The organism is Rhodopseudomonas palustris (genome assembly GCF_003226555.1).
Taxonomy (GTDB): Bacteria; Pseudomonadota; Alphaproteobacteria; order Rhizobiales; family Xanthobacteraceae; genus Rhodopseudomonas; species Rhodopseudomonas palustris_I.
The window spans coordinates 99,150-114,495 of sequence record NZ_QKQS01000012.1 but is presented as its reverse complement, the minus strand read 5'-3'; the positions used below and the strand labels follow the sequence as shown (position 1 = coordinate 114,495).

Below are 15,346 nucleotides of genomic sequence, written 5' to 3'. Positions count from 1 at the left end.
GGGTCGCTTCGATCGAGTGATGAACTGCTCTAGAACACCACCACCGAACGGATCGACTTGCCTTCGTGCATCAGATCAAAACCCTTGTTGATCTCGTCGAGCTTCAGCACGTGGGTGATCATCGGGTCGATCTCGATCTTGCCGTTCATGTACCAGTCGACGATCTTCGGCACGTCGGTGCGGCCGCGGGCGCCGCCGAAGGCGCTGCCTTTCCAGACCCGGCCGGTGACGAGCTGGAACGGGCGGGTCGAGATTTCCTTGCCGGCCTCGGCGACGCCGATCACAACCGACACGCCCCAGCCGCGATGGCAGGCTTCGAGCGCCTGCCGCATCACTTGGGTGTTGCCAGTGCAGTCGAAGGTGTAGTCGGCGCCGCCGTCGGTGAGGCCGACGAGATGCTGGACGATGTCGCCGTCGATCTTTTTCGGGTTGACGAAGTGGGTCATGCCGAAGCGGCGGCCCCATTCTTCCTTGTCGTCGTTGATGTCGACGCCGACGATCTTGTCGGCACCGACCATCTTGGCGCCCTGTATCACGTTGAGGCCGATGCCGCCGAGGCCGAACACCACGACGTTGGAGCCGGGCGTGACCTTGGCGGTGTTGACCACCGCGCCGACGCCGGTGGTGACGCCGCAGCCGATGTAGCAGCTCTTGTCGAACGGCGCGTCGTCACGGATCTTGGCGACGGCGATCTCCGGCAGCACGGTGAAGTTGGAGAACGTCGAGCAGCCCATGTAGTGATAGATGGTCTGGCCCTTGTAGCTGAACCGCGAAGTGCCGTCCGGCATCAGGCCCTTGCCCTGGGTGGCGCGGATCGCGGTGCACAGGTTGGTCTTCTGGCTCAGGCAGCTTTTGCACTGCCGGCATTCCGGCGTGTACAGCGGAATGACGTGATCGCCCGGCTTCACCGAGGTGACGCCGGGGCCGACTTCGCGGACGATGCCCGCGCCTTCATGGCCGAGGATCGACGGGAAGATGCCTTCGCTATCGAAACCGTCGAGCGTGTAGGCGTCGGTGTGGCAGATGCCGGTGGCCTTGATCTCGACCAGCACCTCGCCGGCCTTCGGCCCTTCGAGATCCAGCTCGACGATTTCGAGAGGCTTCTTGGCCTCGAACGCGACGGCGGCCCGTGTCTTCATGGCGATTCTCCTGGCATCGGCGACTTGCGATTGCCTCTCGTATCGCAAATCGGCGCGCCGACTTGAACCGTTTTCTAGCCGGTAGGGCGACGGGGCTCACACCGGGGCGGTGCGGCAATCGTCCTCGATCGGCAGGTCGTCGGGCGCGTTGGGATCGCCGGGGGCCGTGGCCCAGGCGAGTTCGACCAGCGTCACGGTCCGGCGGCCCGCGCCGTCGAACTGGCAGACGATCAGGCCCTGTTCTTCGATGTAGGTCAGCAGCCGCCGGGCGCGGCGCAGCGAGTGGGTGCCGTAGGCTCGTGCGATCGCGGCGTCGCCGGGACAGGGCCAGCCTTCCTTGGCGGCGCGCGCGATGATCATGAACACGCCCTGCATATCGTCGGGCAACGTGGAGGCGCGCAGTGTCACGTCCTGCCAGGCGTCGTCCGCGGCCATCTCGGTGGTGAGGCCGGCGCGGGCGTGTGTCAGCATCCGGCGAAATTCGGTCATGTCCGGGATCGCGGTGGCGAGGCCTTCGATCCGGCAGCGCACCACGAATTCCTGATACAGCACGCCGATGGCGCGGAAGCCGGCATCCGGTTCGGCCAGGATCGCGCGCAGGATGCGGTCGAGCCGGTCGCGGCGCTCGGCGATCTGTTCGTCGCTGAGCGGCGGCGCTTCGGGCTCGGGCGTGGTGTCGATCGCGACCGACTTCGCCGCCATCAACTGGCTGAGCAGATCCGGCGCCGGTGAGCGGCGCTGCGGCCGCGTTGCGGTGGTCTCCGGCGGCGGCGCGGCGAGGATCACGGCGCGCGCGTCTTCGAGGCCCGCTTCCGGCAGCGGCATCAGGCGCGGCGTGGAGTTGCGCGGATGCGTTTCGGTCGGGCCGATCCGCAAGCCCAGCGGCCGGCGCGACAGCGCCGGGCCGAGCGCCATGAACTGGCCGCGTTCGAGATCACGAAACGCTTCGGCCTGGCGCCGCTCCATGCCGAGCAGGTCGGCGGCGCGCGCCATGTCGATGTCGAGGAAGGTGCGGCCCATCAGGAAGTTCGAGGCTTCGGCCGCGACGTTCTTGGCGAGCTTGGCGAGGCGCTGCGTGGCGATCACGCCGGCGAGGCCGCGCTTGCGGCCGCGGCACATCAGATTGGTCATCGCGCCGAGCGACAGTTTGCGCGCTTCGTCCGAAACTTCGCCGGCGACGGCGGGCGCGAAAAGCTGGGCTTCGTCAACCACCACCAACATCGGGTACCAATGGTCGCGCGCGGTGTTGAACATGCCGTCGAGATACGCCGCGGCGCGGCGCATCTGGTTCTCGGCATCGAGCCCTTCAAGATTGAGCACCGCCGAGACGCGGTGGATGCGGGCGCGCTCGCCGGCGACCTGCAGGCCGCGCTCGGTGTGGTCTTCGGCATTGATGACGAGATGGCCGAATCGCTCGGCCAGCGTGACGAAGTCGCCTTCCGGATCGATGATCGCCTGCTGCACCCAGGGTGCGCTCTGCTCCAGCAGACGCCGCAGCAGATGCGACTTGCCCGAGCCGGAATTGCCCTGCACCAGCAGCCGCGTCGCCAGCAGTTCCTCGAGATCGAGAGCCGCGGTTGCGCCTGAATTGGTTTGCCCCATTTCGATCGCAACGGTCATGGCTCTGCCCGAGGTCTCCTTTCGCGAGCAGGGGGCTTAACAACCTGGGCGCGCCGCGTCGAGCACCCGCGACGGTTCCAATCGGTGTTATGCACGCAGATCAGCGATGCGGCCGAACCGGCGAATCAGCGCCAGCCGAGCGCCGGCGCGACATGGGTGAGGATGGCCTCGATCACATGGGCGTTGTAATCGACGCCGAGCTGATTGGGGATCGTCAGCAGCAGCGTGTCGGCTTCGGCGATCGCCTCGTCGGCCTTGAGCTGTGCGATCAGCGCGTCGGGCTCGGCCGCGTAAGAGCGACCGAAGATCGCGCGGGTCTGCTCGTCGAGATAGCCGATCTGGTCCTGCTGCCCGCTCTCGCGGCCGAAATAGGCGCGGTCGCGATCGTCGACCAGCGGGAAGATGCTGCGGCTGACCGAGACGCGCGGCGCGCGGGTGTGGCCGGCTTCTTTCCAAGCGTCGCGATAGGCGCGGATCTGCGCCGCCTGCTGGACGTGAAACGGCTCACCGGTCTCGTCGTTCTTCAGCGTCGAACTCTGCAGATTCATGCCGAGCTTGGCGGCCCACACTGCGGTGGCGTTGGAGCCGGCGCCCCACCAGATCCGGTCGCGCAGGCCTTCCGAATACGGCTCGAGCCGCAGCAGTCCCGGAGGATTGGGAAACATCGGCCGCGGGTTGGGCTGCGCAAAACCCTGGCCGCGCAAGAGGTCGAGCAGCACTTCGGCGTGGCGGCGGCCCATGTCGGCGTCGCTCTCGCCCTCGGCCGGCTGATAGCCGAAATAGCGCCAGCCATCGATCACTTGCTCGGGCGAACCGCGGCTGATGCCGAGCTGCAGCCGGCCGCCGGCGATCAGATCGGCGGCGCTGGCGTCCTCGGCCATGTACAGGGGATTCTCGTAGCGCATGTCGATCACGGCGGTGCCGATCTCGATGCGCTTGGTTCTGGCGCCGATCGCGGCGAGCAGCGGGAAGGGCGAGGCGAGTTGCTGGGCGAAATGATGCACGCGGACGTAGGCGCCATCGGCGCCGAGCTGTTCGGCGGCCTGCGCCAGATCGATGGTCTCCAGCAGCGCATCGGCGGCCGAACGCGTGCGGGATTGCGGCGACCAATGGCCGAACGAGAGAAAACCGATCTTCTTCATGGATGACAGCCCTGACGATGAGAAGGCTGTAGATAGTGCCTCCCGCGCCTGAGAAAAGCCTCGCGACGCGCCAGACTGCCGGCGATCAGCACGCGCGTTGCGCGTGATGCGTCAGGCTTTCGCCAGGCCGCGCAGCAACAGATCGACGCTGGCTTCGGTGAAGGCGGCGAAATCGACTTCCTTGCGGGTGCCGAACAGCAGCGACCACAGGCTGAGTAACACTGCCGGACTCATCACGATCTCGGTGAAGCCGGCGGCCGGCGCATCGCGGAATTCACCGGCGGCAACGCCCTGGTCGATGACTTCCCTGAACTGATCGATGATCGGAGCCACGAATTCGTCGTAATGCCGGTCGACCAGATCGGGAAAGCGGCCGCCTTCGGCGATCAGGAAGCGCAGGATTTCGCGCGACTCGCGATTTTCCGCGATGTGACCGTAAGTGAAGGCGATCAGTCCGCGCAGCCGTTCTGTGGCGGAGCCGGGGAGAGTGAGTGCGTAGTCCTTCAGTCCCGGCAGAAACGACTGCGATTTGTGCCGGACCATTTCCTCGAACACCCGCTCCTTGGTGTCGAAATAAAAATAGATCGTGCCCTTGGTCACGCCCGCGCGTGCCGCGACGTCCTCGAGACGGGTGGCCGAATAGCCGTGCACGACAAATTCCTCGAATGCGGCGTCGAGGATTTCCGATGGACGCTCGGCTTTGCGACGGGCGCGTTTGGTGACTGCAGGCGGCATCAGACGAACTCCTGCCGGTACGTTTACTATTGACTTTCGAGTCAGTCAATAATATTGCGGTGCAATGCGTTTGATTGAATGGGCGAATTTTGATGCTCTGGCTAAGACCCGCTGTGCTGCTGATGGTTGCCGCGACTCTGGCCGGATGCGGCGAGGAGGCGAAGCGGGAGCGGCCGCTGACTCTGGTCAAGACCGCGGTGGTTCATGCCCAGCCCCGCAGCACGGTGATCCGGCTGACCGGCGACGTTCAGGCGCGGGTTTCGACCGAATTGTCATTCCGGGTCAGCGGCCGGGTGGTCGAACGGCTGGTGGACGTTGGGGCGCACGTCAAGGCGGGCGATATCCTGGCGCGGCTTGATCCAACCGAACAGCGCGCCGATCTGGTGGGCGCGCAGGCGGCGCTGACGGCCGCCGAAGCCCAGCTTCGTCTCGCCACCGCGACGTACGAACGTCAGAAGACGCTGATGGCGTCGGGCTTCACCACCCGGGTCGCGTTCGATCAGGCGCAGGAAGGATTGCGTGCGGCCGAAGGCTCGGTCGACACGGCCAAGGCGCAGCTCGGCATTGCCAAGGATGCGCTCGGCTACACCGAACTGCGCGCCAGCGCTGCGGGGATCATCACGGCGCGAAACGTCGAAGTCGGCCAGGTCGCGCAGTCGGCGCAGGCGGCCTACACGCTCGCCGAAGACGGCGCGCGCGATGCGGTGTTCGACGTCTATGAAGCGATCTTCCTGGTGCCGGTCGGCAGCGGCACGATCAAGCTGTCGCTGGTTTCTAATCCCGCGGTAACGGCAGTGGCGCGGCCGCGCGAGATTTCTCCGACCGTCGACCCGAAGACCGGCTCGGTCCGGGTCAAGCTGTCGATCGAGAATCCGCCACCAGAGATGACGCTTGGAAGTGCGGTGGTGGGCGAGGGGCATAGCCGTGCCGTCGACAAGATCGTCGTGCCGTGGAGCGCGTTGACGGCCGATCAGAGCGGCGCTGCCGTCTGGCTGGTCGATCCGAAGACCCACGAGGTGTCGCTGAAAAATGTCGCGATCGAAAGCTACGAGACCCACTCGGTCGTGATCGGCGGCGGCCTTGCCGTCGGTGACCGCATCGTGGTCGATGGCGGCAAAATGCTGCGACCCGGCCAGATCGTCGGCGAAGCGGGAGACGCCGCATGAGCGCGCCACGCTTCCTCGCGGTGATCGCCGTCGCGCTGCTCGTCGCCGGCTGCGAAGACAAGTCGGACACCAAACCGGTGGTCCGGCCGGTGCTGTCGATGGTGGTCGCGCCGCTGCAGGCGACCAATCTGTCGGTGGTCGGCACCGTCGAGCCTCAGTTCAAGACCGACTACGGCTTTCGCATGCTCGGCCGGTTGATCGCCCGTCCGGTCAATATCGGCGATCTGGTGGAGAAGGGGCAGACCCTGGCTGCGGTCGATCCGTTCGCGGCAGAACTGGCGGTGCGCTCGGCGCAGGCCGATCTAGCGACCGCGCAGGCCCAATTGGTCAATGCCAGCGGCACCGCCAATCGGCAGCGCGCGCTGATCGAAACCGGCGCGACCACCAAGGCGACGCTGGATTCCGCCGAGCAGGGCGATGCGGCGGCGCAGGCGGCGGTGGTGCGGGCGCAGTCGGCGCTGACCAAGGCACAGGAACAGCTGAGCTACACGAAAATCGAAGCCCAATATGCCGGCGTCGTCACCGCGGTCGGCGCGCAGGTCGGTCAGGTCGTCAATCCCGGCCAGATGGTTGCGACCGTCGCGCGGCCCGACATCCGTGAGGCAGTGATCGACGTTGCCGAGGATCTTGTCGGCATGTTGAAGGCCGGCACGCCGCTGACTGTGGCGTTGCAGATTGATCCGCGGGTGCGGGTCCAAGGCAAGGTGCGCGAGATCGCGCCGCAGGCCGACCAGATGACTCGGGCGCGGCGGGTTCGCATCACGCTGGAGAATCCCCCGGACACGTTCCGGCTCGGTACCACGATCACCACGCTGATCCCGGGCAAGCCGAGCCGCGGCTTCCGCCTGCCGGCGACCGCGATCCTGCACCAGGGCGATCAGGCCAGCGTCTGGGTGGTCGACACCGCCAAGGGATCGGTCAGCAAGCGCGGCGTCCAGGTCGTGCCGAGCGACGACGGCACAGTTCAAGTCACCGATGGGCTCGAGGCCGGCATGAGGATCGTCACCGCGGGAGTCCATCAGCTGCAGGAAGGCCAAATGGTCCGGTTCGAGCGGGAAGTCACGCCGTGAAGTCGTTCAATCTCTCCGACTGGGCACTGCAGCATCGTTCGCTGGTCTGGTACTTCATGATCGCCTTCATGGCGGCCGGACTGTTCTCGTATCTCGACCTCGGGCGCGAGGAAGATCCCGCCTTCACCATCAAGACCATGGTGATCCAGGCGAAGTGGCCCGGCGCGTCGGCCGAAGAGACTACCCGGCAGGTCACCGACCGGATCGAGAAGAAGCTCGAGGAGCTGGAGTCGCTCGACTACACCAAGAGCATCACCACGGCCGGCGAGACGACGGTGTTCGTCAATCTGCGTGACACCACCAAGGCGCGCGACGTGCAGCCCACCTGGGTGCGCGTCCGCAACATGATCAACGACATCAAGGGTGACTTCCCGCAAGGCGTGGTCGGCCCCGCGTTCAACGATCGCTTCGGCGACGTGTTCGGCAACATCTACGCGTTCACCTCCGACGGCCTGACCCAACGCCAGTTGCGCGACAAAGTCGAGGAAGTCCGCGCCAAGGTGCTGCAGGTGCCGAATGTCGGTCGTGTCGACATCGTCGGCGCGCAGGACGAAGTGATCTATCTCGAATTCTCACCGCGCAAAGTCGCGGCGCTCGGCCTCGATCAGCGCAGCATCATGAGTTCGCTGCAGGCGCAGAACGCGATCACGCCATCGGGCGTGCTGCAGGCCGGCCCGGAGCGGATCGCCGTCCGGGTCAGCGGCCAGTTCACCTCGGAAGAGAGCCTCAAGGCGATCAATCTGCGCGTCAACGATCGGTTTTTTCCGCTGACCGACGTCGCCACCGTCCGCCGCGGCTATGTCGATCCACCGACCTCGCTGTTCCGCTTCAACGGCGAGCCGGCGATCGCGCTGACCATCGGCATGAAAGCCGGCGCCAATCTGCTGCAGTTCGGCGAGGCGTTGAAAGAACAAATGAAGCTGATCTCCGCCGATCTGCCGGTGGGCGCCGAAGTGCATCTGGTATCGGATCAGCCGCAGATCGTCGACGAAGCGGTGTCCGGTTTCACCCGGGCGCTGTTCGAGGCGGTGGCGATCGTGCTGGTGATCAGTTTCATCAGTCTCGGCATGCGCGCCGGCCTGGTGGTGGCGATCTCGATTCCGTTGGTGCTGGCGATCACCTTCATGGTGATGTCGTATTCGGGCATCTCGCTGCAGCGGATCTCGCTCGGCGCGCTGATCATCGCGCTCGGCCTGTTGGTCGACGATGCGATGATCGCGGTGGAGATGATGGTGGCGCGGCTGGAGGTCGGCGACTCGCTCTCCAAAGCGGCGACCCATGTTTACACCTCGACGGCGTTCCCGATGCTAACCGGCACGCTGGTGACGGTGGCGGGCTTCATCCCGATCGGCCTCAACAACAGCGCCGCCGGTGAATTCACCTTCACGCTGTTCGTGGTGATCGCGGTGTCGCTGCTGACCTCGTGGATCGTCGCGGTGCTGTTCACGCCGCTGCTCGGCGTCACCATTCTGCCCGACAAGATGAAGAACCATCACGAAACCAAGGGGCGCTTTGCGACGATGTTCAGCCGCATGCTCAGCTTCTGCATGCGGAACCGTTGGCTGACGATCGGGTTGACGCTGCTCGCGTTCGCGCTGTCGATCGTGGGCATGGGCTTCGTGCAGCAACAGTTCTTCCCGAATTCGGACCGCAAGGAGCTGATCGTCGACTGGAATCTGCCCCAGAACAGTTCGATCGCCGAGACCAATGCCCAGATGGCGAGGTTCGAGCGCGAGGCGCTGGCGGGTAGGCCGGGGATCGATCACTGGTCGACCTATGTCGGGCAGGGTGCTCCGCGCTTCGTGCTGTCGTTCGATGTCGAGCCTTCCACCGCGACCTTCGGTCAGATGGTGATCGTGACCAAGAGCCTGGCGGAGCGCGACCGGCTGCGGCCCGAGCTGCAGGCTTACCTCCGCAAGACGTTCCCCGGCACCGACGCGCTGGTGAAGCTGCTCGATATCGGACCGCCGGTGGGGCGGCCGGTTCAATACCGCGTCAGCGGGCCGGACATTGCCAAGGTGCGCGGCTTTGCGCAGCAGCTCGCCGGCGTGGTCGCGGCCAATCCGCATCTCGGCGAAGTGGTGTTCGACTGGATGGAGCCGGCGCGGGTGATCAAGGTCGACGTGCTGCAGGACAAGGCGCGTCAGCTCGGCGTCACGTCCGAAGACATCGCCTCGACGCTCAACGGCATCCTCGACGGGGCGACCATCACCCAGGTTCGCGACGACATTTACCTGATCAACGTGCTCGGTCGCGCCAACGACGCCGAGCGTGGCTCGATCGAGACGCTGCGCAACCTGCAACTGTCGGGCAGCAGCGGCCAGAGCGTGCCGCTCGCCGCGGTCGCGACATTCCACTACGAATTGGAGCAACCGACGATCTGGCGCCGATCGCGGCTGCCGACCGTCTCGGTCAAGGCCAGCGTCGCCGACGAGGTGCAGCCGGCCACGGTGGTCGAGCAGTTGAAACATTCGGTCGGTGAATTCACCGCGAAGTTGCCGGTGGGCTATTCGATCGCCGTTGGCGGTGCGGTCGAGGAGAGCGGCAAGTCACAGGCGCCGATCGTCGCAGTGGTGCCGATCATGCTGTTCGTGATGGCCACGGTGCTGATGATCCAGTTGCAGAGCTTCCAGCGGCTGTTCCTGGTGTTCGCCGTGGCGCCGCTGGCGCTGATCGGTGTGGTCGCGGCGCTGCTGCCGAGCCGCGCGCCGCTCGGCTTCGTTGCCATTCTCGGCGTGCTGGCGCTGATCGGCATTCTGATCCGAAACTCGGTGATCCTGATCGTGCAGATCGAGCAGCTCCGCAGCGAAGGACGGCCACCATGGGACGCGGTGGTCGAGGCGACCGAGCATCGAATGAGGCCGATCATGCTGACAGCGGCGGCGGCCAGCCTGGCGCTGATCCCGATCGCGCGCGAAGTGTTCTGGGGGCCGATGGCTTATGCGATGATGGGTGGCATCATCGTCGGCACGGTGCTCACCCTGTTGTTCCTGCCTGCGCTGTACATCGCATGGTTCCGCATCAAGGCGCCGACACAAGAGGCTTAGAATGGCGAGTTCGAGTCAAACCCCGCCCGACCAGCCGCTGGGCCGCGGCGACCGCGTCCGGATGAGCGCGCTCGGTCGGGAGCGGCATCCACGCTATGGTAACCGTGAAGGCGTAATCGTCGGGCAGGGCTCGCCGAGCAGCTGGCGGGTGAAGTTCGACGATCGCAAGACCGTTCAGGCGATCCATCAGGACTATCTCGAACGTGCCGGGGCGCCGGGACAACGTTTCGACACGGTCGATGTGCAGAGCGGTTCACCGGCCGGCGCGCTGTCGGCTCCTTGAGTTGAGTTCTCGATTTGGCGGGTGCCCTGATGCCTCGTGTGCTGCGTTCCATCCTCGTCCTGTGGGTGTTGGCATCGAGCGGCTTGCTTGCCGGATGTGCCAGCATGCCGCGGATCCCTTACACCGCCGCCGAAGCCGCCCAGGCCAAGGTGCTCGATCGCGATGACTTGCGCCACTACGCCGATGATCCGCCGGCTGCATTCCGCGAAGAGCGACTGGGCAGTGGGCCGCGGAACTATCTGGCGCTGTCGGGCGGCGGCGCAGACGGAGCCTACGGTGCCGGCGTGCTGAACGGCTGGAGCGCGGCCGGCAACCGTCCGTCGTTCTCGATCGTCTCGGGTGTCAGTACCGGCGCGCTGATCGCGCCGTTCGCGTTTCTCGGACCCAGCTACGACGAGACGCTGCGCGAACTCTACACCAGCGGGATCGCTTCGAGCCTGCTCGAAGACCCCAATCCGCTCAACGCAATCTTCGGTTCTGGCCTGTTCGGCAATCAGCGGCTGCGCGAATTGGTGGCGCGCTACATCGACGCGCGGTTCGTCTCGGATGTGGCGGACGAATACGCCAAGGGACGGCTGCTGTTCGTGGTCACCACCAATCTCGATTCGCAGCGCTCGGTGATCTGGAACATGGGCCGGATCGCGTCGTTGCGGACTCCCGCCAGCCTGGAGCTGTTCCGCAACGTCGTGGCTGCCTCGGCCAGCATCCCCGCTGTGTTCCCGCCGATGCTGGTAACCGCAGAGGCGGCCAATGGCGCCAACTTTCAGGAGATGCATGTCGATGGCGGCGTGATGTCGCCGGTGCTGACGTTGCCGGAGGCCTATCTGCTGCGCAGCACCTCCGGAGCCAAAGCGCTGAATCTGCAGCTCTACATTCTGATGAACAACAAGATCGAGCCTGAATTCCAGGTGGTGCGCGACAGAGCCCTGGACATTGCGGCGCGCGCGTCGTCGACGATGATCAAGGCGCAGACCCGATCAATCCTTTACAACACCTACACGGTCGCCAAGCGCAATAAATACGGCTTTCACCTGAGCTATATCGAGAGCGATCGGCCGCCGTCGCCGGCCGGGTTCGATACCGCCTACATGCGGGCGTTGTATCAATATGGTTACGACCGCGCCCGCAGCGGCCATGCCTGGTCGAGCGCGCCACCCTCCGACGATGCACCGCCGACACCGGTCGCGACCCAGACGTCGGTGCGGCGTGTTGCCGGCGCCCGCTGACGCCGCGCTGTCGATCGTAGAACCGGCGCGGGATGGGTGAGGCGACGATGCCTGCAAACCGGTTCGCAACCGCGATGACGGCGGCTGTGTTGTTGCTGTGCCCCGCCACGGCCGCTTGGGCCGATCGCAGCGGCGACACGGCGCCCCCGCCACCGGCCGCGGGCCCGGGCGACGAGCCGACCGGTTCGGTGACGATCGCACCCGGCAGTGGTGCGGATTTGATCCGGTTGGTGGAGAAAAGCCTGCCCGGCACGCGGGTCTATGACCTCAATCTCAGCGACGACGGGGCGGCTCCTTACTTCGAGGTCAAGGCCGAACGCGGCGGGAGCGTGTGGACCGTGATCATCGATGCCGCGACGCGCAAGATCCTGCGCGCGCAGGCCGAGATGCCGATCTCCGAACTCGGCCCCGAGGTCCAGCGCGAGCTCGCCGGTCTGCGGCGGGCCCGAATGCAGCTTTCGGAGGCCGTCGTGATCGCCGAAAAGCTCGGCCGCGGTCGCGCGATCAGCGCCGGGCTGCATCTGAACAACGGCAAGCTGATCTTCGTGGTGGTGGTGGTTTCGAACGGCGAGCTGAAGGAGCTCACCGTCTCGCCGGAGAAGTAGCAATGCGGCCCGGCGTCGTCAGCGGTTGTCGAGATCCTCGACCACCTGAGCGAGCGTCTGCTTCACCTCGGTGCGGTCCGCCGTTCCGGTATCGATGAACAGCCGCATGCCCGGCAGCTCCTTGCGGATCACATCGGTCGATCCTGCCGCCTTCAATCCACGCACCTCGTAGGCCCGCACCGGCTCGGTGAAGCCCTTCACGGTGAGGGCGGGGCGCTCTTCGGCGTCGATCACGTCGTTCACCAGCGACCAGGTGACGTGCGAGATCAGGATCGACCCCGGCTCGCAGTTCTGTTCCAGGCGCGAGGTGAGATTCACCGCGCCGCCGACGATGGTGTAGTCCATCCGGTCCGGGCTGCCGAAATTGCCGACGGTGCAGAAGCCGGTGTTGATGCCGATGCGGACCCGGAACGGGCGCTCGGCGCCGGCGTCGATCCACTCCATCTCCAGCTGCCGCAACTTCTCCTGCATTTCGATCGCCATCATCACGCAGGCGACCGCGTCCTCCTTGACGCCGCGGCTCTCCGGATCGCCGAAGAACGCGAGTACGGCGTCGCCGACATATTTGTCGATGGTGGCGCCGTGCTTGAGCGCGATCTGGGCCATCTCGGCGAGATAGCGGTTCAGCATCGCGGTGAGATCTTCCGACTCCAGCTTGTCGGTGGTCGCGGTGAAGTTGGCGATGTCGGACAGGAAGATCGTCAGCTTCTTGCGCTTGGAGGCGATCTCGGCGTCCTGATGGCCGCTGAAGATCGAGGAGTACACCTGCGGCGACAGATATTTCGACAGCGCCGCCGACAGCCCTTCGAGGCTGCGGTTGCGGGTCTCCAATTCCTCGGTGCGCTGCTTCACCATCGAGTCGAGATATTCCTCGCGCGCCGCCACCTGTCCGGCCATGCCGGTGAACACGCGTGCGAGCTGGCCGAGTTCGTCGCGACGTTCGGTCACCGGCTGCAGCAGCGCCGGATCGAATGTCTGCGACTCCAGCGCGGCCGCGGCGCGGGTGATCTGGCGCAGCGGCGCAGACTGATAGCGCGCTACGCCGATCGACAGCAGAATGCCGAGCGCGGCGATCGCCGACGCCGTCACCGCGGCGATCTCGGCTTGGCTCTGCACCGTGGCCCAGACGCGGTTCATCGGCAGGCGGACCAGCGCGGCACCGACGATCTCTTTCTGGTCGTTGCGCACCGGGGCGATCACGCTGAGGTTCTGGCGGCTCTCGACGTGCCGGGTCTGGCCGTCGGCGATCACCAGCCTCACCGGGCCGAGTTCCTTTGCGTTGGGACCGTCGTGGCTGTCGGCGCCGTAGACACCGGGGCCGACCAGCGCGTCGAGCTTGCGATCGAACACCCACACCGCGTCGATATCGCCGTCGGCCAGCAGGTTCTCGACCGTGCGCGGCAGGCCGATCTTCATCGTCAGCTGCTGCAGGAATTTGGCGCTGCGCCCGACCTGGATGATGCGCGGCTTGTCGATGCCGCCGACGCCAACATATTTGAAATGCTGATTGTCGATGTCGCGTTTGCGGGCGTCCTGATCGACCACCTTCTTCTTGCCGGTGAGCAGATCATGGAACACGTAGGCCTGCGGCTGCATCTGCGGCGAATTGCCGAAGGTGAAATCGACGTCCGGCAGGCTGTGCAGATAGGCGTGGCCTTTCTCGTCGGTGATCCAGATTTCGTCGAGCGTGGTCTGATCGGCAATCGACTTGAGCCGGCGATTGATTTCGTCTGGCGCCATGTTGGCGCGTTCGGCCGCTTCGACGAAATGTCCGAGGAGAACGCCTTCCGCGGTCATCTCTTCGGCGATGATGCCTTCGACCTCGGTCGGGATCGATGCGGCGAGACTGGCACTGCGTGCCAGCAGCCGCGCGACCTTTTCGCCCGAAGCCTCCGCCTCGGTGATGATCGCGCGCCGTGTGGTCCAGGTCAGCAGCGCAGCGGTCACGAGCGTGGCGCCGACCGTCAGCACCGTGACCAGCAGGACCAATCGTGTGGTGAATTTCATGGAAGAACCTGTGCTTGCCGCCGCCCGCGTGGGCGCTGCCGGCAGAGAGGCGCCGCGAAGACTGGGCAGTCGAGCCGAGCGCCGCGACGGGAAACTATCCACGCGGACGGACGGCACTGTCAAATCGCGCGATGGCGCTGCACCCGAGGCGCCGCACGTCATGCGGACGTCGTAGCAAAGCCTGCGGCGCGCGGGCATTGTGGCCCGTCAATCCGCCTGCCGCATTTGAATCGAAGGCGAACGACGCCGCGCGCCGGCCCCTTGACGCCGCCCGCCAATCCGCCGACATACTGAAATATGCAGCTTCATCAGCCACATCGCTTCTCCGTCGCGCCGATGATGGAATGGACCGACAGTCATTGTCGCGTGTTCCATAGGCTGCTGACGAGTCGCGCGTTGCTCTACACCGAGATGGTCACCACCGGAGCGGTGATCCACGGCGACCGGCAGCGGCTGCTTGGCTTCGATGCGAGCGAACATCCGGTGGCGCTGCAGCTCGGCGGCTCCAATCCGGCCGATCTCGCCACGGCGGCGAAGATCGGCGAGGACTTCGGCTACGACGAGATCAACATCAATGTCGGCTGCCCGTCGGATCGCGTGAAGGAGGGCCGGTTCGGCGCCTGCCTGATGGCGGAGCCGGATCTGGTTGCCGAAGGCGTCGCGGCGATGAAGCGCGCGGTCTCCGTCCCCGTGACGGTGAAGTGCCGGATCGGGATCGACGATCAGGATCCGGAAGTCGCGCTCGATGCGCTGGCGCGGGCGGTGGTCGCGGCCGGTGCCGATGCGCTGATCGTGCATGCCCGCAAGGCCTGGCTGAACGGGCTGTCGCCGAAGGAGAACCGCCATATCCCGCCGCTCGATTACGATCGGGTGTATCGGCTGAAGCAGGCGATGCCGCAGGTGCCGATCATCATCAACGGCGGCATCGCCAGCATCGCCGAGGCCAAGCGGCATCTCGACCACGTCGATGGTGTGATGCTCGGCCGCGCCGCCTATCAGGAGCCGTGGCGGCTGCTGGAGGTCGACCCCGAGCTGTACGGTGAGCCGGCGCCGTATCCCTCGATGAAGGACGCGCTCGAAGCGTTGATCCCCTATATCGAACGCCAGCTCGCGCAAGGCCTGCGGCTGCATGCGATCACCCGCCACGTCATCGGTGCGTATCAAGGCGTGCCCGGCGCGCGCGCGTTCCGGCGCTATCTGTCCGAATTCGGCGTCAAGCCGGACGCCGATCCCAGCGTGCTTCTCAAGGCGATGGTGGCGGTGACGGAGCGGACGACGGAAGCGGCTTGAGCTTTAAGTCCCTGAC

12 protein-coding genes are annotated in these 15,346 nt (G+C 65.7%); 7 read left to right on the top strand and 5 right to left on the bottom strand.

The window, feature by feature from the left end; all coding sequences use genetic code 11:
- Positions 1–29 precede the first annotated feature (29 nt).
- The 4 genes from DNX69_RS07180 to DNX69_RS07165 form a co-directional block, all read right to left on the bottom strand.
- Entirely contained in the window at positions 30–1,139 is a 1,110-nt protein-coding gene (locus DNX69_RS07180) for an S-(hydroxymethyl)glutathione dehydrogenase/class III alcohol dehydrogenase (protein WP_110785332.1), read from the bottom strand.
- Positions 1,140–1,235: 96 nt separating this feature from the next.
- Entirely contained in the window at positions 1,236–2,759 is a 1,524-nt protein-coding gene (locus DNX69_RS07175; protein ID WP_110785331.1) for an ATP-binding protein, read from the bottom strand.
- A gap of 125 nt (positions 2,760–2,884) precedes the next feature.
- Positions 2,885–3,901, bottom strand: a complete 1,017-nt coding sequence (locus DNX69_RS07170) for an LLM class flavin-dependent oxidoreductase (protein WP_110785330.1) — start codon at positions 3,899–3,901, stop codon at positions 2,885–2,887.
- 111 nt (positions 3,902–4,012) lie between these two features.
- Positions 4,013–4,636 carry a TetR/AcrR family transcriptional regulator gene (locus tag DNX69_RS07165; RefSeq protein WP_110785329.1) on the bottom strand — a complete coding sequence of 208 codons (624 nt, stop codon included), beginning with the start codon at positions 4,634–4,636 and terminating at the stop codon, positions 4,013–4,015.
- 92 nt (positions 4,637–4,728) lie between these two features.
- On the opposite strand from DNX69_RS07165, the gene DNX69_RS07160 reads away from it, so the two are divergent.
- The 6 genes from DNX69_RS07160 to DNX69_RS07135 are packed head-to-tail and all read left to right on the top strand — an operon-like array spanning position 4,729 to position 12,033.
- Entirely contained in the window at positions 4,729–5,802 is a 1,074-nt protein-coding gene (locus DNX69_RS07160) for an efflux RND transporter periplasmic adaptor subunit (RefSeq protein ID WP_110785328.1), read from the top strand.
- Positions 5,799–6,872 (top strand): efflux RND transporter periplasmic adaptor subunit, encoded by a 1,074-nt coding sequence (locus tag DNX69_RS07155; RefSeq protein WP_110785327.1) that lies wholly within the window; start codon positions 5,799–5,801, stop codon positions 6,870–6,872. The genes DNX69_RS07160 and DNX69_RS07155 overlap by 4 nt, the downstream gene beginning before the upstream one ends.
- A complete protein-coding gene (locus DNX69_RS07150) occupies positions 6,869–9,919 on the top strand; it encodes an efflux RND transporter permease subunit (protein ID WP_110785326.1) in 3,051 nt (1,016 codons plus the stop codon). The genes DNX69_RS07155 and DNX69_RS07150 overlap by 4 nt, the downstream gene beginning before the upstream one ends.
- A gap of 1 nt (position 9,920) precedes the next feature.
- Positions 9,921–10,202, top strand: a complete 282-nt coding sequence (locus DNX69_RS07145) for a hypothetical protein (protein WP_234826887.1) — start codon at positions 9,921–9,923, stop codon at positions 10,200–10,202.
- Between the two features lie 29 nt (positions 10,203–10,231).
- The gene (locus tag DNX69_RS07140; protein ID WP_110785325.1) at positions 10,232–11,428 is read left to right on the top strand and encodes a patatin-like phospholipase family protein; all 1,197 of its coding nucleotides are present in this window, start codon (positions 10,232–10,234) and stop codon (positions 11,426–11,428) included.
- 47 nt (positions 11,429–11,475) lie between these two features.
- Positions 11,476–12,033, top strand: coding sequence for a PepSY domain-containing protein (locus tag DNX69_RS07135; RefSeq protein ID WP_110785430.1), 558 nt, complete (start codon positions 11,476–11,478; stop codon positions 12,031–12,033).
- An 18-nt stretch (positions 12,034–12,051) separates the two neighbouring features.
- On the opposite strand, the gene DNX69_RS07130 is transcribed toward DNX69_RS07135, so the two are convergent.
- Positions 12,052–14,040, bottom strand: coding sequence for an adenylate/guanylate cyclase domain-containing protein (locus DNX69_RS07130; RefSeq protein WP_110785324.1), 1,989 nt, complete (start codon positions 14,038–14,040; stop codon positions 12,052–12,054).
- Between the two features lie 297 nt (positions 14,041–14,337).
- Between DNX69_RS07130 and dusA the strand changes: the two genes are divergently transcribed.
- Positions 14,338–15,330, top strand: coding sequence for a tRNA dihydrouridine(20/20a) synthase DusA (gene dusA / locus DNX69_RS07125; protein ID WP_110785323.1), 993 nt, complete (start codon positions 14,338–14,340; stop codon positions 15,328–15,330).
- Positions 15,331–15,346 lie beyond the last annotated feature (16 nt).

Bases quoted from the DNA above. Each gene is read 5' to 3' on its own strand.
- DNX69_RS07180 (WP_110785332.1), bottom strand. From the start codon at position 1,139: ATGAAGACACGGGCCGCCGTCGCGTTCGAGGCCAAGAAGCCTCTCGAA.
- DNX69_RS07175 (WP_110785331.1), bottom strand. From the start codon at position 2,759: ATGACCGTTGCGATCGAAATGGGGCAAACCAATTCAGGCGCAACCGCG.
- DNX69_RS07170 (WP_110785330.1), bottom strand. From the start codon at position 3,901: ATGAAGAAGATCGGTTTTCTCTCGTTCGGCCATTGGTCGCCGCAATCC.
- DNX69_RS07165 (WP_110785329.1), bottom strand. From the start codon at position 4,636: ATGCCGCCTGCAGTCACCAAACGCGCCCGTCGCAAAGCCGAGCGTCCA.
- DNX69_RS07160 (WP_110785328.1), top strand. From the start codon at position 4,729: ATGCTCTGGCTAAGACCCGCTGTGCTGCTGATGGTTGCCGCGACTCTG.
- DNX69_RS07155 (WP_110785327.1), top strand. From the start codon at position 5,799: ATGAGCGCGCCACGCTTCCTCGCGGTGATCGCCGTCGCGCTGCTCGTC.
- DNX69_RS07145 (WP_234826887.1), top strand. From the start codon at position 9,921: ATGGCGAGTTCGAGTCAAACCCCGCCCGACCAGCCGCTGGGCCGCGGC.
- DNX69_RS07140 (WP_110785325.1), top strand. From the start codon at position 10,232: ATGCCTCGTGTGCTGCGTTCCATCCTCGTCCTGTGGGTGTTGGCATCG.
- DNX69_RS07135 (WP_110785430.1), top strand. From the start codon at position 11,476: ATGCCTGCAAACCGGTTCGCAACCGCGATGACGGCGGCTGTGTTGTTG.
- DNX69_RS07130 (WP_110785324.1), bottom strand. From the start codon at position 14,040: ATGAAATTCACCACACGATTGGTCCTGCTGGTCACGGTGCTGACGGTC.
- dusA (WP_110785323.1), top strand. From the start codon at position 14,338: ATGCAGCTTCATCAGCCACATCGCTTCTCCGTCGCGCCGATGATGGAA.